The organism is Polaromonas sp. P4_H1 (assembly GCF_056400945.1).
Genome location: NZ_JBFUKG010000001.1, coordinates 126369 through 150148, shown reverse-complemented (window position 1 = coordinate 150148; position 23780 = coordinate 126369). Strand labels below are relative to the sequence as shown.

The following is a 23780-nucleotide window of genomic DNA, read 5'->3' as shown; positions in this document are numbered from 1 at the left end:
TTCCTGAGCTGCCGTTTATTCGACTTTGATCTTGGCTGTGGCGACAACACCTTTCCAGCGCGTGACTTCTTTCTGTACCAGGGTTTTCAACTGCTCGGGTGTGCCGGTTTCGACTTCTGCGCCCTGGTCCTCGATTTTTTTCTGCACCGCCTTGTCGGCCAGCACACTGTTCATTTCGCGGTTGAGCCGGTCGATCACGGCCTTGGGCGTTTTTGCGGGTGCGAACATGGCGTACCACTGTGACATGCTAACGTTGGCTATGCCTTGTTCGGCCAGCGTGGGCACATCGGGCAATACGGCCGAGCGCTTGTCGCCGGCAATACCCAGCGCCTTGAGTTTGCCGCCCTTGACTTGCGGGTAGGCCGTGAACAGGCTGGGGAACATGAACTGCGTGTTGCCCGCAATGGTGTCCACAACCGCAGGCGCAGAGCCTTTGTAAGGAACGCTCACCACGTCCAGCCCGGCAGACAGTTTGAACAGCTCACCGGCAATGTGGGGCGCGGTGCCGTTGCCGGCCGAGGCATAACTGAAGCTGCCCGGCTTGGCCTTGATCAGTTGTACCAGTTCCTTCGCATTTTTTGCGGGCACGGCGTTGTTGACAACCAGCACGGTGGGGGAGGCCGCCACCATGCCGATGGGCTCGAAATCGGTCACCGGGTCGTACTTGAGTTTTTGCAGCGCCGGGTTGATGCCGTGGGTGGCGATATAGCCGAACATGATGGTATAGCCATCGGGCGCGGCGCGCGCCACGAACTCGCTGGCAATGGCGCCATTGGCGCCGGCCTTGTTCTCAACAATGACAGCCTTTCCAAGCCGCGTGCTGAGGCCTTGTCCGATGATGCGCGCCATCGCGTCGTTGGCGCCACCGGCAGCGGTGGGCACCACAATGGTGACGGTTTTTTCGGGCCAGGCTTGTGCCAACACCTGGCCGCAAGCCGTGGCGAGCAGCGCCATGGAAAGCCCGGTCAACCAGGGCGTGAAGGGCATTGATTGCCTGGAAGGCGTCAATGAGAGCGGCCGGGCGGCGTATGGATGCGGCATGGGAGTCTCCTGTGGGTTGGCTTCGGATCAAGAGGCTGACCCGTGCTGTGGACTTGATCATCCGGATATCCTGCTTGCATGTAAATTGCAATTTTTGCTACGATTGCTGCATGGCGCGCATTAATTTTGATTTGCAGCAATTGCAGGCTTTTGTCGCCGTGGCGGATCGAGGCAGCTTTCGCGCTGCAGCGGATCACATCAATCTGTCGGCCCCGGCGTTGAGCCGGCGCATCGACAAACTCGAGACCATCCTGGGCGCCCGCCTGTTCAACCGCACCACGCGCGAGGTTGAGCTGACGCCCCTGGGCCGTGTTTTCCTGGAGCGCGCCCGCACCGCGCTGGACGACCTGGAGTCGGCCGTGCTCGGTATTGCCGACATCGCCACCCACCGGGGTGGGCGCGTGACGGTAGCCTGCGTGCCGTCGGCTGCCTTGTATTTTTTACCGACGGTGGTGAACAGTTTTGCCCAGCACTATCCCGGCATCCGTGTGCGGGTGGTGGATGAGACGATGAACCAGGTGCTGCAAAGCGTGCTGTCGGGCGAATCTGACTTTGGCATTGGCTTCATGAACACACTGGTACCGGAGATTGCATTCGAGTCCATTCACAACGACCCGTTTGTGTTGGCGATGCCGCGCAAACACCGGCTGGCCAGGCGTAAATTTGTGAACTGGGTCGACGTGGAGACGGAGAGCCTGATTGCTGTGGCCCGCAGCAGTGGCAACCGCCAGTTGCTGGACGATTCACTGACCAAGGCCGGTTTGAACCCGAGCTTCGCGTTCGAGGTCAGCCACGTCGCGACCTTGCTCGGCATGGTGGAGGCTGGTCTGGGTTTGGCGGCTGTGCCCCGCATGGCGCTGGCTGCCACGCATCCCACCCTGGTGGGCGTGCCCCTGCGCCAGCCACAGACTGTGCGCAGGGTGGGGCTGTTGACGCGCCATGGCGTCAGCCTGCGGCCCGCGGCGGAGATGTTTCGCCAGCATCTGCGTACAGCATTGAAGACCCGTAAATCGGCCGCCGTCGATCCGGCTTGAATGCTAGGACTGTGTTACACCACCGGGTAGCGGGACGGGTCCTTCCTGCTGCTCCTCCACCTCTGCATACCCTTGCGCCAGTTCATGCAACAGCACGTCGTTGTTACAGGCACGCTCCCATTTCGCAACCACGATGCACGCGACCGCATTGCTGATGGTGCTGGTGAGCGCCCGTGCCTCCGACATGAAGCGGTCGATGCCAATAATGAGCGCGACACCCGCCACCGGCAGGTCGGGCATCACGGTGAGTGTGGCCACCAGCGCGACGAAGCCGCTGCCCGTGACGCCGGCGGCACCCTTGGAGGTCAGCAGCATCAGGCCCAGCATCCCGGCAATCTGTCCCCACGAAAGGTGGATGTCGCAGGCCTGTGCAATGAACATGGATGCCAGCGTAAGGTAGATGGCGGTGCCGTCGAGGTTGAAGGAGTAACCGGTTGGCAGCACGAGGCCGACCACGCCTTTTTTGCAACCCAGGCGCTCAAGCTTCATCAGCAGCCGCGGCAGCACCGGCTCGCTGGATGAAGTGCCGAGTACCACCAGCAGTTCCTCGCGGATGTAGCGCATCAGCTGCCACAGCTTGAATCCATGGGTGTGGGCCAGCAAACCGAGCACCACGACGACAAAAAAGATGCAGGCGACGTAGAAGGTGCCGATCAACAGCCCCAGCGAGCCGATCGACTTGATGCCATAGCGTCCGACCGTGAAGGCCATGGCACCGAATGCACCCAGTGGGGCCACGCGCATGATCAGGCCGAATGCGGCGAAAAGCATGTGCGCGAAGCTGTCAATGCCGTCGAGCACGACTCTCCCCGCGCGGCCGATGTGCGTCAGGCCGAAGCCGCACAGCACCGCGAGCAACAGCACCGGCAACACTTCGCCCTCGGCGAAGGCGCCGAAGAAGGAGGCAGGAATGATGTGCAGCACGAAGTCAACAAAGCCCATCGGTGCACCTTTGCTGAATCTGGCGGCCACGGTCGCGTCCAGCGTTTTGGCGTCGATGTGCATGCCGGCGCCGGGCTGCAGCATGAATACGGCAGCGAGTCCGGTGAGCAGCGCCAGTATGGTCAGCACGTAAAACAGGCCCATGGACTTGAGCAGGGTCTTGCCGATCTCTTTTGATTCGCCCAGCGATGTGATGCCGCTGACGATGGTGCAAAAGACGATCGGCGCGATCATCATTTTGACGAGCTTGACGAAGCCGTCGCCCAGCGGCTTGAGTGCCGCGCCCAACTCTGGCCAATAGTGGCCTACGGTGATGCCGAGCAGCAGGCCGATCAGCACCTGGATGTACAGCAATTTGAGGAGCTTGGCGGGTTTCATGGTTTGTCTCCTGGTATCTTTCAAATCATTCAAACTTCAGTGGTCAGGGCAGTGCATGCCCGGGTGGGTCTGTCGGCGGGCTACTCGGCCAGCGGTGTCTCGGCCCGAAGGCCCACCAGTTGCACCACCTGTTGCCACTTTTGCCGCTCGGCAATCAGCAGTTGCTGCAGCGCTGCCGGGGTGCTGGTCTGCACATGCGCTCCGTCGGCCCCAAAGCGGGCGATGATTTCCGGGTCCTGCAACACGGTGTTAAGGGCTTGGTTCAGGTGCGTGACGACTGCCGGCGGTGTTTTGGCAGGCGCAAACAGGGCGTACCACTGGGTCAACTCGATTTTCGTCACACCCGCCTCGGCCAGGGTCGGCACATCGGGCAGGCCGGGCAGGCGCGCCGGTCCAGCCACCGCCAGCGCCCTGAGCTTGCCGCTGCGCAAATAAGGCTGGGCGGTAAAAAGGCTGGGGAACATCAGCTGGGCGTTGCCGCGTACCGTGTCGGCAATGGCCGGGGCAGCGCCGGGATAGGCCATGCCGTGCAGCATGGCGCCGGTGTGGAGCTTGAACAGTTCGGCGGCCAGATGCGGTGCCGTGCCTTCGCCGGCCGAGGCATAGCTGAAGCGGTCGGGCTGGGCCTGAATCAGGGCGACCAACTCCGCCACGCTATGCGCCGGAAGGTTGGCATGGACGACCAGTAACGTGGGCGAATAGCCGACCAGGCCGACCGGCGAAAAGTCGGCCACGGGGTCGTAGCGCAGCGCCTGCAATGCCGGGTTGATGCCGTGGGTGGCAATGTAGCCAAACATCAGGGTATGGCCGTCGGGCTGGGCATGCGCCACATATTCGCTGGCAATGCTGCCATTGGCCCCGGCGCGGTTGTCCACCGTCACGGCCTGGCCAAGCAAGGGGCCGAGTTTGCGCGTCAGCGTGCGGGCCATGGTGTCGTTGCCGCCGCCGGCGCTGGTGGGCACGATGATGAGGATGTCTTTGCTGGGGAATGGCCTGGCCACCTCGGTGCTCGCTGTGGGCTCCGGGCTGGACCTGGGGAACACATAGTCGGGCAGGTGCAACTCGCCCTGCATGATTTTCCGGGCGGTACGCACCAGCGCGGCACGCTGTATCGTGGCGTGCTGCCCCTGGCCTTCCAGCTCGACTTCAATGTCAATTTGCCCGGCCGGGTGCAACACCGTCAGCGGGTGTTTGCCAGGCGGCCTGGTCATGCCGCTGGCGACGGTGCCGGGCAAGGCGAAGGCGGTTGCCACGCCGATAGCACCGGTGACGGCATGCGACGCATGGCAGCGCCGAGGTGTGAAGTAGCGCGAGGTGATGCTGAGCGGGCCATCGCCGGCGCTGACCAGCACCGGCTTCGGAATCACGCTGCCCGACACATCGCCCAGGCCCATGCGGGCGCCGGCAATGCAGCGCAGTGTCTCGATCCGCTCCATCAGCGCCGTATTGGCATCCAGCTGTGCAGGCCGCTCGCGCCCCGTCAGGCCCAAGTCACTGGCACGCAGGATCATCAGGGGCATGGCAGCGTCAATGCAGGTGAGTTCCAGGCCATCGATTACATCAATGCGCTGCCCGGTCGGGAACAGCTTTCCGGTGACCGCGCCCCAGGCGTCCAGAAAGTTCAATAAAATCGGGGCGGCGGTCCCGGCCACGCCATCAATGCGGGCATCGCCTTCGTAACTGACCCGTCCGCCGGGCGTGCAGACGGTGACGTCTATGCGGGCACCCGTATTGACGTTGAAAATCCGTGCCGTGGTGTGGCCGTTCTGCGCCGGGATCAAGCCCTGCTCAATGGCAAACGGGGCGACGCCGGACAACATGTTGCCGCAGTTGGGCCGGGTGTCTACCGACTGGTGACCGACGCCAACCTGGGCAAACAGGTAGTCCAGATCGCAACCGGGCTGGCTGGAGCGTGACACGATGGCGACCTTGCTGTTGAGCGTGCTGCCGCCCCCCAAACCGTCGAGCTGCAACGGGTCCGATGCGCCTATCGCGCCAATCAGGGCCTGGTCGCGGGCTTCATCGCCCTCGGGCAGCCATTCCCGCAAAAAGAAGGGGCCGCGCGAGGTCCCGGCACGCATCAGGACGCAGGGTATTTTTCGGTTCAGCATGGCGGGTCTTCGGGCCACCGGCATTTAAAAGCGGTGATTGGTTTCAACATCTGGTTTCCTTTGTATGGCTGGGCCCGATGCTCCCGCCGTTTCAGGTGAAGGGTGTCGCCAATTGCATTGCCACTACGGCGAGCACGCACAAGGGCTTTGATGACAGGCGCATTGTTCGCAAGTGGTGCTGCGTTGTAAATTGCATTTTTTGAATATATTGGTGCGTCGCGTGCACCAATCACCGCGCATGGACGGTGGTGATGGTGGTCAGCTTCATGGGCAGCCCGGTGCCCGGCGTGAAGTTTGACCCCCTACATACCGACTCTTTCGTGCAGGCTTTGTGCCGCGAGCACCCGCTGGCGACGCGCAAGACCCTGGCCTGGGCGGAGCTGGAGAGCGAGCGGCTGATTGCGGTGGCGCGCTCCAGCGGCAACCGCCAGTTGCTGGACGATGCGCTGGCCAAGGCCGGCGTCAACCCGTCCTACCGCTTTGAAGTCAGCCATATCGCCACGCTGCTGGGCATGGTGGAGGCGGGGCTGGGCCTGGCCGTGGTGCCGCGCCTGGCGCTGCCGCCCACGCATCCGGCGCTGGTCGGCGTCGCACTGCGCCGGCCGTCGGTGTCCCGGGTGTTGGGCCTGGCCACCCGCCGCGGCGCGGCCCTGCGCGCGCCGGCGAGCATGTTTCACGACTACCTGCGCGCCGCGCTCAAGGCACGGCGCTGAGCGCATCGGCTTGCTGTCCCGGCTGTTCCGACTGTCCTAGCTGTCTTGCGGGCGTATCGGACGCGCCGGGATGAGGAAAATAATCGCCCTTGAACTCCGATAAAACGAGCGTGGGTAGCTATGGATTTTCTAGCAAAACTGAAGGGTCCGTGGTGACGATGTCCAGCGGGTAACGCCTTCCGGCCAGATAGTCTTCCATGCAGGTCAGCAGCAGGGGGCTGCGGTGCAGGTGGGTGCAGGCCCTGATCTCGTCGGCGGTGAGCCATACCGTGCGCACAATGCCTTCGTCCAGTGCTTGGCCGGGCACGTGTTCGCCCAGTTCTCCGCAAAACGCAAAGCGCAGGTAGGTGATGTCCAGCGGCGTGACGCGTCCGGCCGCGGCCTGCTCAAAGCGCGAAAGGTAGATGCCGACGATGGCCGTGGGCTTGAAATGAAAGGCGGTCTCTTCCAGGGTTTCGCGGGCGCAGGCCTGCTCGGGGCTCTCCCCGGGATCCAGGTGGCCCGCAGGATTGTTCAGCCTCAGGCCGTCCCGGGTCTGCTCTTCCACGAGCAGGAATTTCCGGACGCCGCCGAAATCGCGTTCAATCACCGCAGCGACCGTGACGCTGGGTTTCCATCGTTTGTTCATGGGGCGATTATCCGTGCCCCCCGTACCCCCCGTGTTCCCGTCCCGCCGCGGTGAACCCCTGGCCGGCAAGCTGCTCCGGATCAGCTTCTGGCCGGAGGCTGGCCACCCGCCACGCCGGCAAACCCCTGGGCAAAACTCTGGCGCAGGTGTTCGACAAAGCACTGGACGGCCTTCGGCACCTGCGGCGACCAGGGCCGCAGGGCATAAATGCGTTCGCCAAAGAATCCCTGCGCCTGCCAGTCGGGCAGCACCTGCACCAGCGCCGGATGTTTTTCGCGGGCCGCGCGCCGCGCTGGGCCGCCCCGAGCAAGCGCAGCCCCCTCGGGGGGCAGCGTATTACACGAGGTGAAAAGCGTGGGGGCACATCCTTCCGGCAGGCTGAAGTCGGGCAGCAGGCCTATGCCCAGGCCGGCCAGTAGGGCGTCCCGCAGCACTTCACTGTTGTTCGCCTTGAGCGTGCCGGTAATGGTCACGCCCACCCGTTCGTCCGATTTTCGTTTGGTGTTGCGCACAAACGTCCAGCTGCCGGCATGGCTGCCGCCCAGGTACAGCAGGCAGTCGTGCGAGGTCAGCTCGGACGGGTGCGACGGCGTGCCCCGCCGCGACAGGTAGTCGGGGCTGGCGAGCAGGAACGAGCGCGTTTCGCACAGCACCCAGGCCACATGGGTTTCGGGCGGCGCATTGGTGTGCCGGATGGCCAGGTCAAAGCCTTCGTTGGCCAGGTTCACAAAGCGGTCGGTCAGCTCCAGCTCGATGTGAATGTCGGGAAAGCGTTTCAGGAAGGCGGCGACGCAGGGCGCGAGGTGCTGGCGCCCCAGCGCCACCGGTGCGGTGACCCGGATCAGTCCGCGCGGCGTACCGACGAGGTCCCGGACCGCCGTATAGCTCTCGCTGATCCGGTTGAACGCCGGCTGCATTTCATTGACCAGTTGCTGGCCCGCCTCGGTCAGGCCGACGGAGCGCGTGGTCCGGCGCACCAGCGAGACGCCGGCGGCGCGCTCCAGCTCGCTGATGCGCGTGCTGGCCGAGGCCTTGGAGACGCCCAGGCGGCGTGCCGCCTCGGTGAAGCTGCGGGTGGCCGCCAAGACCGTCAGGAGGTGAAGGTCGGCCACAAGCGGGGAGAGCTGGTCAGATGACATGGCGAGGCTCCATTGATTGACATTGTTCAGAAATATGAACAATGTAATCAGTAAACAGGGCATTATCAAATCGGGCGGAGAGTCTTAGACTTCGTTCAAGCCTCCCATCAACGCCCAGACTTGGCCGAATCAGGCCTCAAAGGATTGCACATGTCTTTATCTCCTTCAGCAAGCGCTCCGCAAGCGATCGGCCACTACCTCAACGGACGCATCACCGCGGGTGCGTCCGGCCGCAGCCAGGAAGTCTTCAACCCCGCCACGGGTGCCGTGTCGGGCCACGTGGCGCTGGCCAGCCCGGTGGACGTGGACACGGTGGTCGCCGCCGCGCAGGCTGCCTTTCCCGCCTGGGCCGACACGCCGCCGATACGCCGCGCCCGCGTCATGTTCCGGTTTCTTGAGTTGCTCAACGCGAACAAGGACAAGCTGGCCCACATGATCACCGCCGAGCACGGCAAGGTGTTCACCGATGCCCAGGGCGAAGTCTCGCGCGGTATCGACATCGTGGAATTCGCCTGCGGCATCCCGCAGCTCCTGAAAGGCGACTTCACCGACCAGGTCTCCACCGGCATCGACAACTGGACGCTGCGCCAGCCGCTGGGTGTGGTGGCCGGCATCACGCCGTTCAACTTCCCCGTGATGGTGCCCATGTGGATGTTCCCGGTGGCCATTGCCGCCGGCAACAGCTTCATCCTCAAGCCCAGCCCGATCGACCCCAGCCCCAGCCTCTTCATGGCGGAGCTGCTCAAGCAGGCGGGATTGCCTGACGGGGTGTTCAACGTGGTGCAGGGCGACAAGGAGGCGGTCGATGCGCTGCTGGTGCACCCCGATGTCAAGGCCGTGTCTTTCGTCGGCTCGACGCCGATTGCCAACTACATCTATGAAACCGGCGCCCGGCACGGCAAACGCGTGCAGGCCCTGGGCGGCGCCAAGAACCACATGGTGGTGATGCCGGATGCGGACCTGGAGCAGGCGGTGGACGCGCTGATCGGCGCGGGCTATGGCTCGGCCGGTGAGCGCTGCATGGCGATTTCCGTGGCGGTGCTGGTGGGCAACGTGGCCGACAAGCTCATTCCCATGCTGCAGGCGCGCGCCAAAACACTGGTCGTCAAGAATGGGGTGAACCTTGATGCGGAAATGGGCCCCATCGTCACGGCCGCGGCGCACCAGCGCATCACCGGCTACATCGACCAGGGTGTCAAGGAAGGCGCGAAACTGCTGGTGGACGGACGCACCTTCACCGGCGCCAGTGCGGGGCCTGGATGTGACCAGGGCTTCTGGATGGGCGGCACGCTGTTTGACCATGTGACCCCCGACATGCGCATCTACAAGGAAGAAATCTTCGGCCCGGTGCTGGGCTGCGTGCGCGTGAAGGATTTTGCCGAGGCAGTCAACCTGATCAACGCCCATGAGTTTGGCAACGGCGTGAGCTGCTTTACCCGCGACGGCCACGTGGCGCGCGAGTTCAGCCGGCGCATCCAGGTCGGCATGGTGGGCATCAACGTGCCGATTCCGGTCCCCATGGCCTGGCACGGTTTTGGCGGCTGGAAGAAAAGCCTGTTTGGCGACATGCATGCCTACGGGGAAGAGGGCGTGCGCTTTTACACCAAGCAAAAGTCCATCATGCAGCGCTGGCCCGAGAGCATTGGCAAGGGCGCAGAGTTTGTGATGCCGACCGCGAAGTAGGCGGCGCTGGCGGCCTGGCTGTGGCCTGCGGCGTTCCGCAGGCCGCATGTCCTGCTTGTCTTGCCTGTCCTGGCCGTCAAACCAGTTCTCTCCAACGCGTGGGCCGGGCTGTTGCCGGGCCTGCGCCCGCGTGGAGGTGTGCGAGATGGGCGGGGCGGAGTGGGTGGGGGTGTGGCGTGCCCGCATCAAAAAACTGTAGACTGCCCGGGCAAAAAATTCAGAAATCTCATGTAAGCTTGCCGACAGGTTTAAATTCCCTGTCAGGCTCCTGGGTGAGCTGAAGTAAATCGCGCCAAAAAAACTAATCCACTGAGGAGAGACCCATGCTGATTGGGGTACCTGCCGAAATCACGGCCGGAGAGACACGCGTTGCCATCACGCCGGAAACGGCCAAAAAGCTCAAGGCTCAGGGGCACACCGTTCGCGTCCAGTCCGGCGCCGGCGTCGCAGCCAGCGTGCCAGACGATGCCTACACGGCGGTGGGGGTCGAGATCACCGACGCCGCGGGTGCCTATGCGGCTGACATCGTGCTCAAGGTGCGCTGCCCGGTGGACGGCGAAATGGCGCATGCCAAGGCCGGCGGCGTGTTGGTCGGCATGCTCAACCCCTTTGATGCGACCGGCCTGCAGCGGCTGGCCGCCGCGGGGCTGACCTCCTTTGCCCTGGAAGCAGCGCCGCGCACCAGCCGGGCCCAAAGCATGGACGTGCTGTCTTCGCAGGCCAACATTGCCGGCTACAAGGCCGTGATGATGGCCGCTGAACAGTACCAGCGGTTTTTCCCCATGCTGATGACCGCGGCCGGCACGGTCAAGGCGGCGCGCGTGGTGATCCTGGGTGTTGGTGTCGCCGGGCTGCAGGCCATTGCCACGGCCAAGCGCCTGGGCGCCGTGATCGAGGCCAGCGACGTGCGCCCCAGCGTCAAGGAGCAGGTCGAATCCCTCGGCGCCAAATTCATCGACGTTCCCTATGAAACCGACGAGGAGCGCGAGGCCGCCGTCGGCGTGGGCGGCTATGCCAAACCCATGCCGCCCAGCTGGCTGGAGCGGCAAAAGGCCGAAGTGGCCAAACGCGTGGCCCAGGCCGATGTGGTCATCACCACCGCCCTGATTCCGGGCCGCCCCGCCCCCGTGCTGGTGACCGAAGAGATGGTGAAAGCCATGAAGCCCGGCAGCGTGATTGTTGATCTGGCGGCGCCGCAGGGCGGCAACTGCCCGCTGACCGAGCCCGGCCGGACCGTCATCAAGCACGGCGTGACGCTGATCGGCCAGACCAATGTGCCGGCACTCGTGGCGGCCGACGCCAGCGCGCTCTACGCCCGCAACCTGATCGACTTCCTCAAGCTCATCATCACGAAAGAGGGGGCTCTGAATGTCGACCTGGAAGACGACATCGTGGCGGCCTGCCTGATGACGCAGGGCGGTGAAGTCAAGCGCAAGTAGGCTCTGGCGGCAACGCCAGCAAGAAACAAAACCATTTCGGGATCAATCGGGCCAGCCGGGCCACACCAGTCTCAAGCCCGGTACCGCCACCTCACGGAGAAGACCATGGATGCAGTGTCACCCACCATCATCAACCTGATTATTTTTGTCCTGGCCATCTACGTGGGTTACCACGTGGTCTGGACCGTGACACCCGCCCTGCACACGCCGCTGATGGCCGTCACCAATGCCATTTCGGCGATCGTGATCGTCGGCGCCATGCTGGCCGCTGCACTGACCGAAACGCCGCTGGGCAAAACCATGGGCGTGCTGGCCGTGGCGCTGGCGGCCGTCAACATCTTCGGCGGCTTTCTGGTGACGCGCCGGATGCTGGAGATGTTCCGCAAGAAAGAAAAGAAAGTGGTCGCGCCCGCCGAAGGAGCCGCCAAATGAGCATGAACCTCGTCACGCTGCTGTACCTGGTGGCCTCTGTTTGCTTCATTCAGGCACTCAAGGGCCTGTCGCACCCCACCAGCTCCATCCGCGGCAACCTGTTCGGCATGGTGGGCATGGCCATTGCCATGCTGACCACGGCGGCGCTGATCGTCGAAATCTCGGGCGGCAAGGCCCTGGGCATGGCTTATGTCCTGGTGGGCCTGGTGGTCGGCGGGGGTTATGGCGCCTGGCGCGCCAAGACGGTCGAAATGACCAAGATGCCCGAGCTGGTCGCCTTCTTCCACAGCATGATCGGCCTGGCCGCGGTCTTCATCGCCGTGGCCGCCGTCGCCGAGCCCTACGCCTTTGGCATCGCGGCCAAAGGCAGCCCCATCCCCACCGGCAACCGGCTGGAGCTGTTCCTCGGCGCGGCCATTGGCGCCATCACCTTCAGCGGCTCGGTGATCGCCTTCGGCAAACTCTCGGGCACTTACAAGTTCCGCCTGTTCCAGGGCGCGCCGGTGCAGTTTGCCGGCCAGCACAAGCTCAACCTGGTGCTGGGCCTGCTGACCATCGGCCTGGGGCTGGTGTTCATGTTCACGGGCAGCTGGCCAGCCTTTTTCGCGATGCTGGCGCTGAGCTTCGTGATGGGCGTGCTCATCATCATCCCCATCGGCGGCGCCGACATGCCGGTGGTGGTGTCCATGCTCAACAGCTATTCGGGCTGGGCCGCGGCCGGCATCGGTTTTTCCCTGAACAACTCGATGCTGATCATTGCCGGCTCGCTGGTCGGCTCGTCGGGTGCGATTCTCTCGTACATCATGTGCAAGGCGATGAACCGCTCCTTCTTCAACGTGATCCTGGGTGGCTTCGGCGGCGAGGCGGGCACTGCCGTGGCCGGCGCCAAAGAGCAGCGCCCGGTCAAGTCCGGCTCGGCCGATGACGCCGCCTACATCCTGGGCAACGCCGAAACCGTGATCATCGTTCCCGGCTACGGGCTGGCGGTGGCGCGCGCGCAGCATGCGGTGAACGAGCTGGCCGAAAAACTCATTCACAAGGGCGTCAACGTGAAGTACGCCATTCACCCGGTGGCCGGCCGCATGCCGGGCCACATGAACGTGCTGCTGGCCGAGGCCGAGGTGCCCTACGACCAGGTGTTCGAGATGGAAGACATCAACGGTGAGTTTGGGCAGGCCGACGTGGCGATCATTCTGGGTGCCAACGACGTGGTGAATCCGGCCGCGCTCACCAAGGGCAGCCCGATCTACGGCATGCCTATCCTCGAGGCGTACCGGGCCAAGACCGTCATCGTCAACAAGCGCTCCATGGCTGCCGGCTACGCTGGCCTGGACAACGAGTTGTTCTACATGGACAAAACCATGATGGTGTTTGGTGACGCCAAGAAGGTGATTGAGGACATGGGTAAGGCGATTGAGTAAACAGGCCAGCAAACGGACGAGAAAAAAAACGGGCGAATAAAAAACGGATTGTGGCCACACGGGGGCCATCCATGCCGGCTCCCGGACAGCGAGGGGTTCCTCCTTCGCACCTGCTGGATGAAGGGCGCCAAGGCCCCCGGATTAGAGGGCTTCCCCTTCTGATTTCTCCGGTTTCCTAGGGAAAACGCAATAGCCACGAAGAGGGCGGGCCATGAGAATTCGTGGCACAGACAACCGTGATGGAGAAGACAAGCATGAATGCAGCGACCCTTGATCGCCCGTGGCTCAAAGCCTACCCGGCGGGCGTGCCTGCGGACATTGACAGTTCGCAATACCCGTCGCTGGTGGCCTTGATGGAGGAAAGCTTTCAGAAGTATGGCAGCCGTGTGGCTTACAGCTTCATGGGCAAGGACATCACCTTTACCCAGACGAACAGTCTCTCCCTCGCCTTCGGTGCTTATTTGCAGGGACTGGGCCTTGCCAAGGGTGACCGCATCGCCATCATGATGCCCAATGTGCCGCAGTATCCGGTTGCTGTGGCCGCCATCCTGCGCGCCGGCTACGTGGTGGTCAATGTCAACCCCCTCTACACGCCGCGCGAGCTGGAGCACCAGCTCAAGGACTCCGGCGCCAAGGCCATCGTCATCATCGAGAACTTCGCCCATGTGCTCGAGCAGTGCATCGCCACCACGCCTGTCAAGCATGTGGTGCTGTGCGCCATGGGCGACCAGCTGGGCCTGGCCAAGGGTGCGCTGGTCAACTATGTGGTGCGCAATGTCAAGAAGATGGTGCCTGCCTTCAATCTGCCGGGTGCCGTGCGCTTTAACGACGCAGTGGCCCAGGGGACGCGCGGCACGCTCAAGCGCCCCGACATCAAGCCCGACGATGTGGCGGTGCTGCAGTACACCGGCGGCACCACCGGCGTTTCCAAAGGTGCGGTGCTGCTGCACCGCAACGTGATTGCCAACGTGCTGCAGTCCGAAGCCTGGAATGGCCCGGCCATGGCCAGCCTGCCCGCGGGCGAGCAGCCCACCTATGTCTGCGCGCTGCCGCTTTATCACATCTTTGCTTTCACGGTGAACATGATGCTGGGCATGCGCACCGGCGGCAAAAACATCCTGATCCCGAATCCGCGCGATCTGCCGGCCGTGCTCAAGGAGCTTTCCAAGCACAAGGTCAACAGCTTTCCCGCGGTCAACACGCTGTTCAACGGCCTGGCCAACCACCCGGACTTCAATACCGTGGACTGGTCGCACCTGAAAGTCTCGCTGGGCGGCGGCATGGCCGTGCAAAGCGCGGTGGCCAAGCTGTGGCTGGAAAAAACCGGTTGCCCCATCTGCGAAGGTTACGGCCTGTCCGAAACCTCGCCATCGGCCAGCTGCAATCCGACCAACAGCAAGGCCTTTACCGGCACCATTGGCGTGCCCATTCCCGGCACCTGGTTCAAGCTGCTCGATGACGACGGCAATGAAGTGCCGCCCGGCCAGCCCGGCGAGATCGCCATCAAGGGTCCGCAGGTCATGGCGGGTTACTGGCAGCGTCCCGACGAGACCGCCAAGGTCATGACCCCCGATGGTTATTTCAAATCCGGCGACATCGGCGTGCTCGACGAAAACGGTTTCTTCAAGATCGTTGACCGCAAGAAGGACATGATCCTGGTGAGCGGTTTCAATGTCTATCCCAACGAGATCGAGGACGTGGTGGCCAAGCTCGAGGGCGTGATGGAATGCGCCTGCGTGGGGGTGGCTGACGACAAGTCGGGTGAAGCCGTCAAGCTGGTGATCGTCAAGAAAAACCCCGAGCTGACGGAAGCCCAGGTGCGCGAATACTGCAAGGCCAACCTCACGGGCTACAAGCAGCCCAAGGTGGTTGAGTTCCGGACCGACCTGCCCAAGACGCCGGTTGGCAAAATTCTTCGCCGCGAGCTGCGCGACAAAAAGTGAGCTGCGCAAACATGGCAAACATGGTTTAGAGCCTGCAAAGGTTTTCTAGGGGGCGGCGAAAGTCGCCCCTTTTTTATGTCCGCGCCGTCTTGCCCCGGCCTTTGTGTGCAAAATCTGCCCATGCCACCCACCGCCCGTCCTGCCGCAGCACCGATTGCCATCCTCAGCGCCCTTCTTGAGGAGCAGCACGGCCTCATGGAGCTGCTGCAGCAGCCGCACAAACTGACGCATGCGGGCCGTGACTTCTGGCTGGGCGACCTGCATGGCCGGCCGGTGGTGTTGGCCCTGTCAAAAATCGGCAAGGTCGCCGCGGCCACCACCGCCACGGCGCTGATCGAGCGCTTCGGGGTCAGCCGTATCGTGTTTACCGGCGTGGCGGGTGGCCTGGGTGCTGGCGTCCAGGTGGGCGATGTCGTGGTGGCCACCGATTTTGTCCAGCACGACCTGGATGCCTCGCCGCTCTTTCCGCGTTACGAAGTGCCGCTGTACGGCAAAGCCCGTTTCGAAGGTGATCCCGCCTTGACGGCCCTGCTGTTCGATGCCGCCTGCGCGGCGCTGGCGAGTGGCCACGCCAGCCAGGCATTTCCGGGTGCCCGCGTCCACCGGGGCCTGCTGGCCAGCGGTGACCGGTTTGTCTCCGGCGCCGAGGAATCCGGCGCACTGCGCGCGGCGCTGGCCGCTGCCGGCCACGATGTGCTGGCAGTGGAAATGGAAGGTGCCGCCGTGGCACAGGTTTGCCATGACTATGGTGTGCCGTTTGCCGCAGTGCGCACGATCTCGGATCGCGCAGACGACAGCGCCCACGTCGATTTCCCGCGCTTTGTGAAAGAAGTGGCGCGCCATTACGCCCATGTGATTGTTGAGCGCTTGTTGATGTCGCTATAAATAAAATCGCTGCTTGCGGTCGTATTCAGAATTCCAGGGATGCAATTCTTCAAAGACCTCAACCTCGCGGCCGTCACCGGTTTGCTGACCGCCTTTCCCAAGGAATTGGTGGCGGCCATTGCCGGCCTGGCGGCCGCGGTCCGGGACGAGTCCCATCGTGAAGCCGCGCTTATCACATTTCTCGTGACGCTGTCGGGCGGGGTCGCCGGCGCGATGGCGCTGTTTGTACAACAATACGGGCAACAGCGCCATCCGCCCCTGCCGCGGCCGGCAGCCGATTCACTGACCACCTCCACGCCATGAACCTACTTTTTGTTGCCGATCCGCTGGCATCTTTCAAGATCTACAAAGACACCACGTTTGCCATGATGCGGGAAGCGCAGCGCCGCGGGCACCGCATCAGCGCGTGCGAGCCGCAGGACATGAGCTGGCAAACCGGTGCCAGGGTCACAGCCCAGGTGCATAACATCACGCTGACGGGCGACGCCGATGACTGGTTTGCGCAAGACGCGGCGCGGCCCGACGGGCGCGTGGCTGTGGCAGGTTTTGATGCCGTGGTGATGCGCAAGGACCCGCCGTTTGACAGCGAATATTTCTACAGCACGCACCTGCTGGAGCAGGCCGAGCGCGAGGGGGCGAACGTCTTCAACAAGCCGCGTGCCCTGCGCGACCACCCTGAAAAGCTCGCCATTCTGGAGTTCGCGCAGTTCAGCGGGCCGACGCTGGTCACGCGCAGCGCAGCCGACATCAAGCGCTTTCACGCCGAACACAAGGACATCATCCTCAAGCCGCTTGACGGCATGGGCGGCATGGGCATCTTCCGCGTGAAGGAAGACGGCCTGAACCTGGGCAGCATCACCGAGACGCTGAACAAAAACGGCGCGCAGAGCGTGATGGTGCAGAAGTTCCTGCCGGAGATTGCCAAGGGCGACAAGCGTGTGCTGGTGATTGGCGGCAAGCCGGTGCCCTTCAGTCTGGCGCGCATCCCGCAAGGCAGCGAGGTGCGCGGCAATCTGGCCGCCGGCGGCCTGGGGGTGGCACAGCCCCTGTCAACGCGCGACTTCGAAATTGCCGAGGCGTTGGGCCCGGTGCTCGCTGCGCGCGGCCTGTTGCTGGCCGGTGTGGACGTGATTGGCGACTACGTGACCGAAATCAACGTCACCAGTCCCACCTGCTTCCAGGAAATCGCCGACCAGACCGGCTTTGATGTCGCAGCGATGTTCATCGATGCCCTGGAGCAGGCGCTGAAGAACTGACAGGCAAGGCGCCGCCAGCGCTGCTCAGGCGTTCACCAGGGCCCCGTTCTCGAACACCTTGAGTTCACCGGGGGCAAAAGCCGTCCAGTTTTCGTTGGTGGTGAGCGGCGCCGTGACGACCACGGCCACCCGGTCGCTCGGGCTGGTTTGCTCGGCAAAGTTGACACTCACGTCTTCGTCGCTCAGGGTGGCATGGGTAAACGGGTGGCGGCGCTCCACGTAGTACAGGCTGGTCGATGCATGGGCCCACAGCGCCTGCCCGTTGCTCATCAAAAAATTGAAGGTGCCGTGGGGTGCAATCTGCGCCGCCAGTTCGCGCAGCGTGATGCTCAGCTCCTGCACGCTGGGGACGCCGGCGTGGGATTTGGCCAGCTCCTGCATGATCCAGCAAAAAGCCCGCTCGCTGTCGGTGGTGCCGACAGGCCGGAAACTGCCATGCAGCCGCGGCGCGAAATCTTTCAGGTCGCCATTGTGCGCAAACACCCAGTAGCGGCCCCATAACTCGCGCACAAAGGGATGGCAGTTTTCCAGCGCCACGCGGCCCTGCGTGGCCTTGCGGATGTGCGAGATGACGTTGCGGCTTTTGATCGGGTAGCGGCGAATCAGGTCGGCCACCGGCGACTCGCAGGCCGGCTGGTGGTCGACGAAATGGCGCAGGCCCTTGTCACTGTCTGCACGGCCCGAGCCTTCAAAAAAGGCAATGCCCCAGCCGTCGGTGTGTTGGTCGGTGTGCCCGCCGCGCTGCGCAAAACCACGAAAGCTGAAGGTCACGTCCGTCGGCGCGTTGCAGTTCATGCCCAGCAATTGGCACATGGTCAGTCCGCCTTCGAGGGTTCGGGCAAGGACGCAGGCACGGGCGCCGGCGTCCTCAGCTGCCAGGCCGCCACCATGGCCAGCGCGCACAGGGCGGCCAGCATCAAAAACGCCTCGTTAAAGGCCGCCAGCCGCGCGGCGCTGCCGACGGGGTTGGCCAGTGAATCGCCATGCGCGGCGAGGCGCGACTCCAACACAATGCCGCACAGGCTCACGCCGATCGCACCGCCCAGCATGCGCAGGAAATTGATGGCGCTGGCGCCTTGGGACAGCAGGTGTTCATGCAGGGGCCGCAGCGAGCCGAGGTTCAGCGAGGGCAGGATGAAGCCCAGCCCGATGCGGCCCAGCGTCGCCCAGAGCATCAGCAGCCACAGCGCCGACGCCAGGGTCACGCTCAGCATCAGCGCGAACGACGCGGCCAGCAGGGCCAGGCCGATGCTGACCAGCAGCCAGGTCGGGTGCCGGTCGGCCAGCCGGCCCACGCCGGCGATGGTGGCGGCCAGCACCAGGCCGGCGGGCAACAGGATGGTGCCCACATGCGAGGCCGACAGGTTCAGGCCCAGCTGCATGTACACCGGCAGCAGGTAGGTGGAGCCGAACAGCGCCGTGCCGTAAATAAAGGCCACGATGCTGCCCATGGCGAAGGGGCGGTAGCCGAAGAGGGCGAGGTTCATCAGCGGCGTGCCGCCCGCGGCGCCCATGCGTCGCTGCCATCCGACAAACACCAGCAGCGCCGCGGTTGCAGCGCCCAGCAGCCCCAGCGCCGCCAGGCGGTTGCCGCCGTGCAGTTCCACCATGCCGTTGAGCAGGCACAGCGTGCCCACGGCGGCCAGCAGCAGGCCGCGCCAGTCAATCATGGCACCGTTGCGGTTGGCCGCCACGCCGCCGGGGGCGGTGACCGGCACATAGCGCCAGGCCATCCACAGCGACACCAGGCACAGCGGCACCACCATGAAGAAAATCGAGCGCCAGCCAAACAGGTCGACGAGGATGCCGCCGATGCTGGGCCCCAGGGCCGGGGCCAGCACCACGCCCATGCCGAAGAGGCCGCTGGCGCGGCCCTGCTCGTGCGGGCCGAAGGCGCGCATGATGATGATGGCCGGAATCGGCTGCACGATGCCGGCGGCCAGCCCCTCGGCCACGCGTGCACCCAGCACCAGGCCAAAGCTGTTGGCCAGGCCGCCGACCATGCCGCCGGTCATCAGCAGCAGCATGGTGCCGGCGTACGTGCGACGGTAGCCATAGCGCGCCAGCAGCCACGGCGTGGTGAGCATGGAGACCGTCATGGCCGCCATGAAGCCGGAACTGACCCATTGCGCACGCTCCTGCCCCAGCGTGAAATGCTGGCTCATGTCGGGAATCGCCACATTGACGATGGTCGACGACATGATCGAGGCCATGGTGCCTATCATCACCGACAGCAGCAACAGCCAGCGATAACGCGGGCCGTAGCGCGCCTGCATGTCGGCGAGTGAGGAGGGGGCGGCGGGGGCGGTCACAAAAAGATCCGTCGGATGTATGCCAACCGATTGTGCCAGCTGCCTGCGTCGCTGTCCGGGCTTCGGGACGGAGGAGGCCTGCGGCTCTTATGCCATGGGTACGGCCTTGGCCCAGCACCGATTCGCTGACTTCGCCCGGCCCGATGCGCCTGGCGCGGGGCGCGCTCGAACTTCGCGCGGAAGGGCTGGAACGGCTGGTATTTCCAGGCCCGGATGTGCAATCAGGGCAGGCGCCGCAGAGCTATTTCCGTATGTTCAGTCAACCTTGATGCCGTTGTCGCGGATCAACCGCCCCCAGCGCTCGCGCTCGCTCTTGACGTAGCTGGCCATCTGCGCCGGCGTACCGGGCAGGCCCTCGACACCGAGCGCCTGAAAGCGTGCCTTGACCGTGGTCGAGTTGAGGGCCTCGACAAGTGCCTTGTTGAGCCTGGCGATCATTTCGGGCGACGTGCCGGCGGGCACCGAAAGACCCTGCCATGCGTAGGCCTCGAAGCCGGTCAGCCCCTGCTCGGCGAGCGTCGGCACCTCGGGCAAGGTGGCGATGCGCTGGGCGCTCGCCACGCCTATGGCCAGCGCCAGGCCCATCGGGCCGGCGCCAACCACCACCACCGGATGGCGCGCGGGCGCGTCAACCTTCCAGCGTTTCCCACATCTGCTGGTCGCGCTCGGCAGTCCAGATGCGCGGATCGGGGTACTGGGTGGCCTCGTCGTAGCAGCGCGTGACGTCGAAGGGCATGCAGTGGTCGAAGATCACCCAGTGGCCGCATACCGCCTTGAGCTTGTCGTAGGTTTCGCGGTAGACGGTCTTCAGGTCCTTGCCGGCGCCGGCTTGCACGCTGGCGTATACATTGGCCACGTTCCCGCTGGAGCAGCTGGACCTCCAGCTTGTCCAGACACAGCGTCATCTTGCCCGTGAAGGTCATGGTGTGTCATGTCCGGCCCGCAGGCACACTCTCCACGTCGCGGAACAGGCGCGGGAAACGGCCGATTTCGCTGGCCTTGTCGGCTTCGCCGCGTTCGATCAGGTCGTAAGTGTCCTGGCTGGCCAGCACCTGTTGCGAGTGGTAGGCGCTCGCGCCGAGCACGCGCACCGCGTGGTAGTGGGTGAGCACGACGTACTTGATCGGCTTGTCCGTCACCTCGCGGATTCGCCAAACGACGTCCGCCACCATCGCTGGCGTGGCCTGCGTGTCGGCCCAGCACCGCGTCGTCGCCGATCACGATGCCGGTGTTGGGGTCTCCCTCGGCCGTATAGGCCCACGCATGTTCGGAGAGCTGTTCAAAAGTGACCGGCTTCTCCTGCGTGTCGGCGTGGCTGGCAAAGGATTTGGTACGCATAGGGTTTCCGCATTAATTTGCCATTGTCAAATCAATTTGTTAGGATGGAGCATGGACACACATGACGAGGACAAATCGCAGCGGGCCGTGCAATCGGTGGAGGTGGGCGGGCGGCTGCTGCTGGCTCTGGCGGGTCACCTGGAGCCGATGTTGCTGAAGGACCTGGCCGCTGGCGCGGCCTTGCCGCCTTCGCGCGCGCACCCATACCTGGTGAGCTTCGGCCGCCTGGGCCTGGTGCAGCAGGACAACGCCACCGGCCGCTACGCGCTGGGACCGGCAGCGCTTCAACTCGGGCTCACGGCGCTTCATCAATATGACCCGGTGCGTACCGCCGGTCCGGTCGCCGAGGCGCTCGCCGCCGAAACCGGGCAGGCGGTCGCGCTGGCGATCTGGGGCAATTTCGGGCCCACGGTGATCCGGATGATCGACGCACGCCAGCCGCTGCACGTGACGATGCGCGCCGGCACCGTGATGTCGATCTTCAACACGGCAACCGGCCGCGCGTTCGCAGGCGTGCTGCGAACCGAGCGCATCGCCGACGCCCTGGCCGGTGATGCGCTGGCTGCCAACGGCCCACCGGCGCGCGTGAACGCAGCCGGGCTTCGGGCCAAGCTGGCGCCGGCGCAAGATGAACTGGCCAGCCATGGCTGCACGCGCGCTGTCGGCCGCCCGATCCCTGGAGTGAACGCGTTCAGCGCGCCTGTGTTCGGCCATGACGGCGAACCCGCCCTGGTCATCACCGTGCTCGGTCACCAGGACCACGTGCCCGCCGCCTGGTCGTCGCCGATGGCCGCCGCCGTCAAGCGCGCGGCGGCGGCGATTTCCGTGCAACTGGGCCATCGTTCGCTCACATAGACTGCCCCGTCCGCGATCCTGGAGATCACCATGCGTACTAGCCACTGGTCAACAAACCGCGTGTTCGTCTGCGAGCGTGCCGCTGCATGGAGCAGCATCAACACACGGTACTTTGGCCGCCTGAAGGTGTCGAGCCTGGACGACGAACCGCTCGATGCATCCCTCGATGCCTACGACGTCGGCGCTCTGCGCATGTTCAGCATCACCGGGCCGGCGCATCACGTTGCGCGCGACACCACTTGCGGGGAGCTCCCGACCGACGAGTTTTACAAGCTGGTCCTGCAGGTCTGCGGACGCGGCATCGTCGAGCAACAGCACCGCCGCGTGGAGCTTTCGCCTGGTCAGTGGATCCTTTACGACCCTCGCACTCCTTACGCAATTACCAACCCCGAACGCTGCACGCTGCTGGTGACTCAGGTGCCGCGCGCGCTCCTTTCAGGCCTGAAGCTTTCCGGCCCGCTGGCCGGCCAGATGGGCCACGACAATGTGGCCGGCCTGCATGGCGTTTTCGGCACCTACCTGCGTGCGCTCAGTGAGCAATTGCCCAGCCTGCCCGACGGCGTGGGCCAGGCGATCAGCGAATCGGTAATGGGGCTGCTCGGCTCGACGCTGGCCGAGACCTACCGGCGCATCGGCGAGCCCGTTCCCCTGCCCTCTGTCCTGAAGCTGCGCGTGCGGCAGTACATCCAGGGCCACCTTTGCGAGCCAGGCCTGAGCATCCAGGGCATCGCCGATGCGTTGCGCTGTTCCAAGCGCTACCTGCACAGGGTGTTCGAAGACGACCCCATCGGCCTGGAGCGGCAGATCTGGAATGCAAGGCTCGAGCACTGCCACGCAGCACTCATGCATGAAGCGAACGAGGGCCGATCCGCGGCGCAGATCGCCTTTGCCTGGGGCTTCAAGAGCAGCGCCCACTTCTGCCGCATCTTCAAGCAGCGATACGCCATGACACCAGGCGAGTACCAGCGCCTGGCCGCCGCTTCGCGCCGCAGCGCTGTCGTCCAGTAAGCGACCCTGACGCGAGCCGCCCGCGTCAGGGCGCGATGACCCAGAAAGCACTGGCGATGCGCCAGGTGCCGTTCTCCAGTTTCATCGGCAGGGTGGCCCGGTTCGGGTTGTGCCGGATGCTGGCGCCGATGCTGATTCGCGTGCCCACCATGGTCAGGTCGAGGTTCGCCACGGACCGCAATGCGGCGCTGACGCGCTGGCGTGAGAGTTCACCCTCGATGCCGCGCAGCGCACGCACCAGCACCTGCGCAGCGACATAGCCACCCTGCGCGAAGGATGAAGGAGGCACCTTGGCGCGCTGCATCATGCCGCGCCAGTCCGTCAGCGAGAGGGAGCGGCTCGACCAGGGTTCGAACTCCGCCATGCAATAGATCGGCAGCTTGGCTGCATGCAGTTCCGCGGCCACGCGTTCGGTATAGGCTGGCGCGAGGAAGATGGTCGGCACGCCGGTTAGGACGCCGAGCCGCTGCACCGCGCGCACCCATTCAAGAACCATGGGCTCGACCCCGGTATGCACCACCGCGTCGCAACGGCTGGCGACGGCTTGCTTGACCAAGGCTTCAATGTCCGCTCCCGGGCCGAACCGAGCCACATGCGCCATGCCGACGCCGCTCTCGCGGCTCCAATCCCGCATCACGTCGTCGAAAGTCGCGCGGGCCCCCGGAATGTCGAGAATGATGGCGCAGGGCCGGGAGGCCTTCAGGGACTCGCGCGCGAACTGCAGGGCATTGCGCACCGACAGGTAGGGTCCTGTGTTGACCGGCACCACATGGCTGGCGGCGAAGCACTCCGGCTCGACGCCAGTCCCCTGGAGCGACATTACGTCCGAACGCTGGTAGTGCTCCGCGTTGCTGGCGCAGTCCACGATGCTGGCGCTGCCGACCATCGCCAGCACGCCTTGCTCATCGACCAGCCGCCGGGCCGCATTCCGGGCTTCAGCGGCGTCACCCTTGTCGTCCTCGACGATCAATTCCAGCTGTCGTCCCCGGATGCCCCCGCTGGCATTCACAGAGTCGAAGTAAGCGCGGACGGCGGCACTCGACTCAGGGAATCGCGCCGAACCAGTCAAGCTGCTCACCGAGCCTATGCGTATGGGCACGTTGCGCGCGGCCCCGCCCGCAGCCTCGCAGGGCAGAGCGATAAGCGCTGACACCGCCGCACACCCCGCCACGCGCCACGCCAGGTTTTGCCAGCGAGGCAGATTGCATCGAATCATTGGATT

The 23780-nt window shown here is 64.5% G+C and carries 20 protein-coding genes and 2 pseudogenes; 12 read left to right on the top strand and 10 right to left on the bottom strand.

Features of this window, described 5'->3' with window-relative positions:
• Positions 1–15 precede the first annotated feature (15 nt).
• Positions 16–1041 (bottom strand): Bug family tripartite tricarboxylate transporter substrate binding protein, encoded by a 1026-nt coding sequence (locus AC1DS5_RS00705; RefSeq protein ID WP_477716327.1) that lies wholly within the window; start codon positions 1039–1041, stop codon positions 16–18.
• A gap of 110 nt (positions 1042–1151) precedes the next feature.
• On the opposite strand from AC1DS5_RS00705, the gene AC1DS5_RS00700 reads away from it, so the two are divergent.
• Positions 1152–2075 (top strand): LysR family transcriptional regulator, encoded by a 924-nt coding sequence (locus AC1DS5_RS00700; protein WP_477716326.1) that lies wholly within the window; start codon positions 1152–1154, stop codon positions 2073–2075.
• 3 nt (positions 2076–2078) lie between these two features.
• On the opposite strand, the gene dctA is transcribed toward AC1DS5_RS00700, so the two are convergent.
• Both dctA and AC1DS5_RS00690 read right to left on the bottom strand, forming a co-directional pair.
• Positions 2079–3395 (bottom strand): C4-dicarboxylate transporter DctA, encoded by a 1317-nt coding sequence (gene dctA, locus AC1DS5_RS00695; protein ID WP_477716325.1) that lies wholly within the window; start codon positions 3393–3395, stop codon positions 2079–2081.
• Positions 3396–3475: 80 nt separating this feature from the next.
• Positions 3476–5506, bottom strand: a complete 2031-nt coding sequence (locus AC1DS5_RS00690) for a 4-oxalomesaconate tautomerase (RefSeq protein ID WP_477716324.1) — start codon at positions 5504–5506, stop codon at positions 3476–3478.
• A gap of 251 nt (positions 5507–5757) precedes the next feature.
• On the opposite strand from AC1DS5_RS00690, the gene AC1DS5_RS00685 reads away from it, so the two are divergent.
• Positions 5758–6219 carry a LysR substrate-binding domain-containing protein gene (locus AC1DS5_RS00685; RefSeq protein WP_477716323.1) on the top strand — a complete coding sequence of 154 codons (462 nt, stop codon included), beginning with the start codon at positions 5758–5760 and terminating at the stop codon, positions 6217–6219.
• A 118-nt stretch (positions 6220–6337) separates the two neighbouring features.
• On the opposite strand, the gene AC1DS5_RS00680 is transcribed toward AC1DS5_RS00685, so the two are convergent.
• Together AC1DS5_RS00680 and AC1DS5_RS00675 are read right to left on the bottom strand one after the other, a co-directional pair.
• Entirely contained in the window at positions 6338–6847 is a 510-nt protein-coding gene (locus tag AC1DS5_RS00680; RefSeq protein WP_477716322.1) for an NUDIX hydrolase, read from the bottom strand.
• Positions 6848–6927: 80 nt separating this feature from the next.
• Positions 6928–7986 (bottom strand): LysR family transcriptional regulator, encoded by a 1059-nt coding sequence (locus AC1DS5_RS00675; RefSeq protein WP_477716321.1) that lies wholly within the window; start codon positions 7984–7986, stop codon positions 6928–6930.
• A gap of 150 nt (positions 7987–8136) precedes the next feature.
• Between AC1DS5_RS00675 and AC1DS5_RS00670 the strand changes: the two genes are divergently transcribed.
• The 8 genes and pseudogenes from AC1DS5_RS00670 to gshB all read left to right on the top strand — a co-directional run bounded on the left by AC1DS5_RS00670 (position 8137) and on the right by gshB (position 17045).
• A complete protein-coding gene (locus AC1DS5_RS00670) occupies positions 8137–9669 on the top strand; it encodes a CoA-acylating methylmalonate-semialdehyde dehydrogenase (protein WP_477716320.1) in 1533 nt (510 codons plus the stop codon).
• A gap of 323 nt (positions 9670–9992) precedes the next feature.
• Entirely contained in the window at positions 9993–11108 is a 1116-nt protein-coding gene (locus tag AC1DS5_RS00665; protein WP_477716319.1) for a Re/Si-specific NAD(P)(+) transhydrogenase subunit alpha, read from the top strand.
• 105 nt (positions 11109–11213) lie between these two features.
• Positions 11214–11540 (top strand): NAD(P) transhydrogenase subunit alpha part 2, encoded by a 327-nt coding sequence (locus tag AC1DS5_RS00660; RefSeq protein ID WP_477716318.1) that lies wholly within the window; start codon positions 11214–11216, stop codon positions 11538–11540.
• Positions 11537–12961: an NAD(P)(+) transhydrogenase (Re/Si-specific) subunit beta gene (locus AC1DS5_RS00655; RefSeq protein ID WP_477716317.1), complete on the top strand. Its 1425-nt coding sequence runs from the start codon at positions 11537–11539 to the stop codon at positions 12959–12961. The genes AC1DS5_RS00660 and AC1DS5_RS00655 overlap by 4 nt, the downstream gene beginning before the upstream one ends.
• Before the next feature lie 254 nt (positions 12962–13215).
• The gene (locus AC1DS5_RS00650) at positions 13216–14904 is read left to right on the top strand and encodes a long-chain-fatty-acid--CoA ligase (protein ID WP_477716316.1); all 1689 of its coding nucleotides are present in this window, start codon (positions 13216–13218) and stop codon (positions 14902–14904) included.
• Positions 14905–15024: 120 nt separating this feature from the next.
• Entirely contained in the window at positions 15025–15789 is a 765-nt protein-coding gene (locus tag AC1DS5_RS00645; protein WP_477716315.1) for a 5'-methylthioadenosine/adenosylhomocysteine nucleosidase, read from the top strand.
• Between the two features lie 66 nt (positions 15790–15855).
• Positions 15856–16092, top strand: a pseudogene (locus AC1DS5_RS00640) (hypothetical protein); the annotation flags it as partial.
• Entirely contained in the window at positions 16089–17045 is a 957-nt protein-coding gene (gene gshB, locus AC1DS5_RS00635; protein ID WP_477716314.1) for a glutathione synthase, read from the top strand. The pseudogene AC1DS5_RS00640 and the gene gshB, both read left to right, overlap by 4 nt.
• Positions 17046–17069: 24 nt before the next feature.
• Here the strand turns inward: gshB and AC1DS5_RS00630 are convergent, their stop codons facing one another.
• The 4 genes and pseudogenes from AC1DS5_RS00630 to AC1DS5_RS00615 form a co-directional block, all read right to left on the bottom strand.
• Entirely contained in the window at positions 17070–17858 is a 789-nt protein-coding gene (locus AC1DS5_RS00630) for a class II glutamine amidotransferase (protein ID WP_477716313.1), read from the bottom strand.
• 2 nt (positions 17859–17860) lie between these two features.
• Complete coding sequence (locus AC1DS5_RS00625) at positions 17861–19321, bottom strand: MFS transporter (protein WP_477716728.1); 1461 nt, start codon at positions 19319–19321, stop codon at positions 17861–17863.
• A gap of 291 nt (positions 19322–19612) precedes the next feature.
• Positions 19613–19963, bottom strand: a complete 351-nt coding sequence (locus AC1DS5_RS00620) for a Bug family tripartite tricarboxylate transporter substrate binding protein (protein WP_477716312.1) — start codon at positions 19961–19963, stop codon at positions 19613–19615.
• Positions 19964–19985: 22 nt separating this feature from the next.
• Positions 19986–20695 (bottom strand): annotated as a pseudogene (locus tag AC1DS5_RS00615) (MBL fold metallo-hydrolase).
• A 51-nt stretch (positions 20696–20746) separates the two neighbouring features.
• On the opposite strand from AC1DS5_RS00615, the gene AC1DS5_RS00610 reads away from it, so the two are divergent.
• Together AC1DS5_RS00610 and AC1DS5_RS00605 are read left to right on the top strand one after the other, a co-directional pair.
• Entirely contained in the window at positions 20747–21550 is an 804-nt protein-coding gene (locus AC1DS5_RS00610; protein ID WP_477716311.1) for an IclR family transcriptional regulator, read from the top strand.
• A gap of 30 nt (positions 21551–21580) precedes the next feature.
• Positions 21581–22558, top strand: a complete 978-nt coding sequence (locus AC1DS5_RS00605) for an AraC-like ligand-binding domain-containing protein (protein WP_477716310.1) — start codon at positions 21581–21583, stop codon at positions 22556–22558.
• A gap of 25 nt (positions 22559–22583) precedes the next feature.
• On the opposite strand, the gene AC1DS5_RS00600 is transcribed toward AC1DS5_RS00605, so the two are convergent.
• Entirely contained in the window at positions 22584–23774 is a 1191-nt protein-coding gene (locus AC1DS5_RS00600) for an ABC transporter substrate-binding protein (protein WP_477716309.1), read from the bottom strand.
• Positions 23775–23780: the final 6 nt, after the last annotated feature.

What these genes read in the sequence shown, in the direction of transcription:
- AC1DS5_RS00685 (WP_477716323.1), top strand. Translation starts at nt 5,758, where the DNA reads ATGGTGGTCAGCTTCATGGGCAGCCCGGTGCCCGGCGTGAAGTTTGAC.
- AC1DS5_RS00630 (WP_477716313.1), bottom strand. Translation starts at nt 17,858, where the DNA reads ATGTGCCAATTGCTGGGCATGAACTGCAACGCGCCGACGGACGTGACC.
- gshB (WP_477716314.1), top strand. Translation starts at nt 16,089, where the DNA reads ATGAACCTACTTTTTGTTGCCGATCCGCTGGCATCTTTCAAGATCTAC.
- dctA (WP_477716325.1), bottom strand. Translation starts at nt 3,395, where the DNA reads ATGAAACCCGCCAAGCTCCTCAAATTGCTGTACATCCAGGTGCTGATC.
- AC1DS5_RS00670 (WP_477716320.1), top strand. Translation starts at nt 8,137, where the DNA reads ATGTCTTTATCTCCTTCAGCAAGCGCTCCGCAAGCGATCGGCCACTAC.
- AC1DS5_RS00625 (WP_477716728.1), bottom strand. Translation starts at nt 19,321, where the DNA reads ATGCAGGCGCGCTACGGCCCGCGTTATCGCTGGCTGTTGCTGCTGTCG.
- AC1DS5_RS00650 (WP_477716316.1), top strand. Translation starts at nt 13,216, where the DNA reads ATGAATGCAGCGACCCTTGATCGCCCGTGGCTCAAAGCCTACCCGGCG.
- AC1DS5_RS00600 (WP_477716309.1), bottom strand. Translation starts at nt 23,774, where the DNA reads ATGATTCGATGCAATCTGCCTCGCTGGCAAAACCTGGCGTGGCGCGTG.
- AC1DS5_RS00665 (WP_477716319.1), top strand. Translation starts at nt 9,993, where the DNA reads ATGCTGATTGGGGTACCTGCCGAAATCACGGCCGGAGAGACACGCGTT.
- AC1DS5_RS00675 (WP_477716321.1), bottom strand. Translation starts at nt 7,986, where the DNA reads ATGTCATCTGACCAGCTCTCCCCGCTTGTGGCCGACCTTCACCTCCTG.
- AC1DS5_RS00660 (WP_477716318.1), top strand. Translation starts at nt 11,214, where the DNA reads ATGGATGCAGTGTCACCCACCATCATCAACCTGATTATTTTTGTCCTG.
- AC1DS5_RS00690 (WP_477716324.1), bottom strand. Translation starts at nt 5,506, where the DNA reads ATGCTGAACCGAAAAATACCCTGCGTCCTGATGCGTGCCGGGACCTCG.
- AC1DS5_RS00605 (WP_477716310.1), top strand. Translation starts at nt 21,581, where the DNA reads ATGCGTACTAGCCACTGGTCAACAAACCGCGTGTTCGTCTGCGAGCGT.
- AC1DS5_RS00680 (WP_477716322.1), bottom strand. Translation starts at nt 6,847, where the DNA reads ATGAACAAACGATGGAAACCCAGCGTCACGGTCGCTGCGGTGATTGAA.
- AC1DS5_RS00700 (WP_477716326.1), top strand. Translation starts at nt 1,152, where the DNA reads ATGGCGCGCATTAATTTTGATTTGCAGCAATTGCAGGCTTTTGTCGCC.
- AC1DS5_RS00655 (WP_477716317.1), top strand. Translation starts at nt 11,537, where the DNA reads ATGAGCATGAACCTCGTCACGCTGCTGTACCTGGTGGCCTCTGTTTGC.
- AC1DS5_RS00610 (WP_477716311.1), top strand. Translation starts at nt 20,747, where the DNA reads ATGGACACACATGACGAGGACAAATCGCAGCGGGCCGTGCAATCGGTG.
- AC1DS5_RS00645 (WP_477716315.1), top strand. Translation starts at nt 15,025, where the DNA reads ATGCCACCCACCGCCCGTCCTGCCGCAGCACCGATTGCCATCCTCAGC.
- AC1DS5_RS00705 (WP_477716327.1), bottom strand. Translation starts at nt 1,041, where the DNA reads ATGCCGCATCCATACGCCGCCCGGCCGCTCTCATTGACGCCTTCCAGG.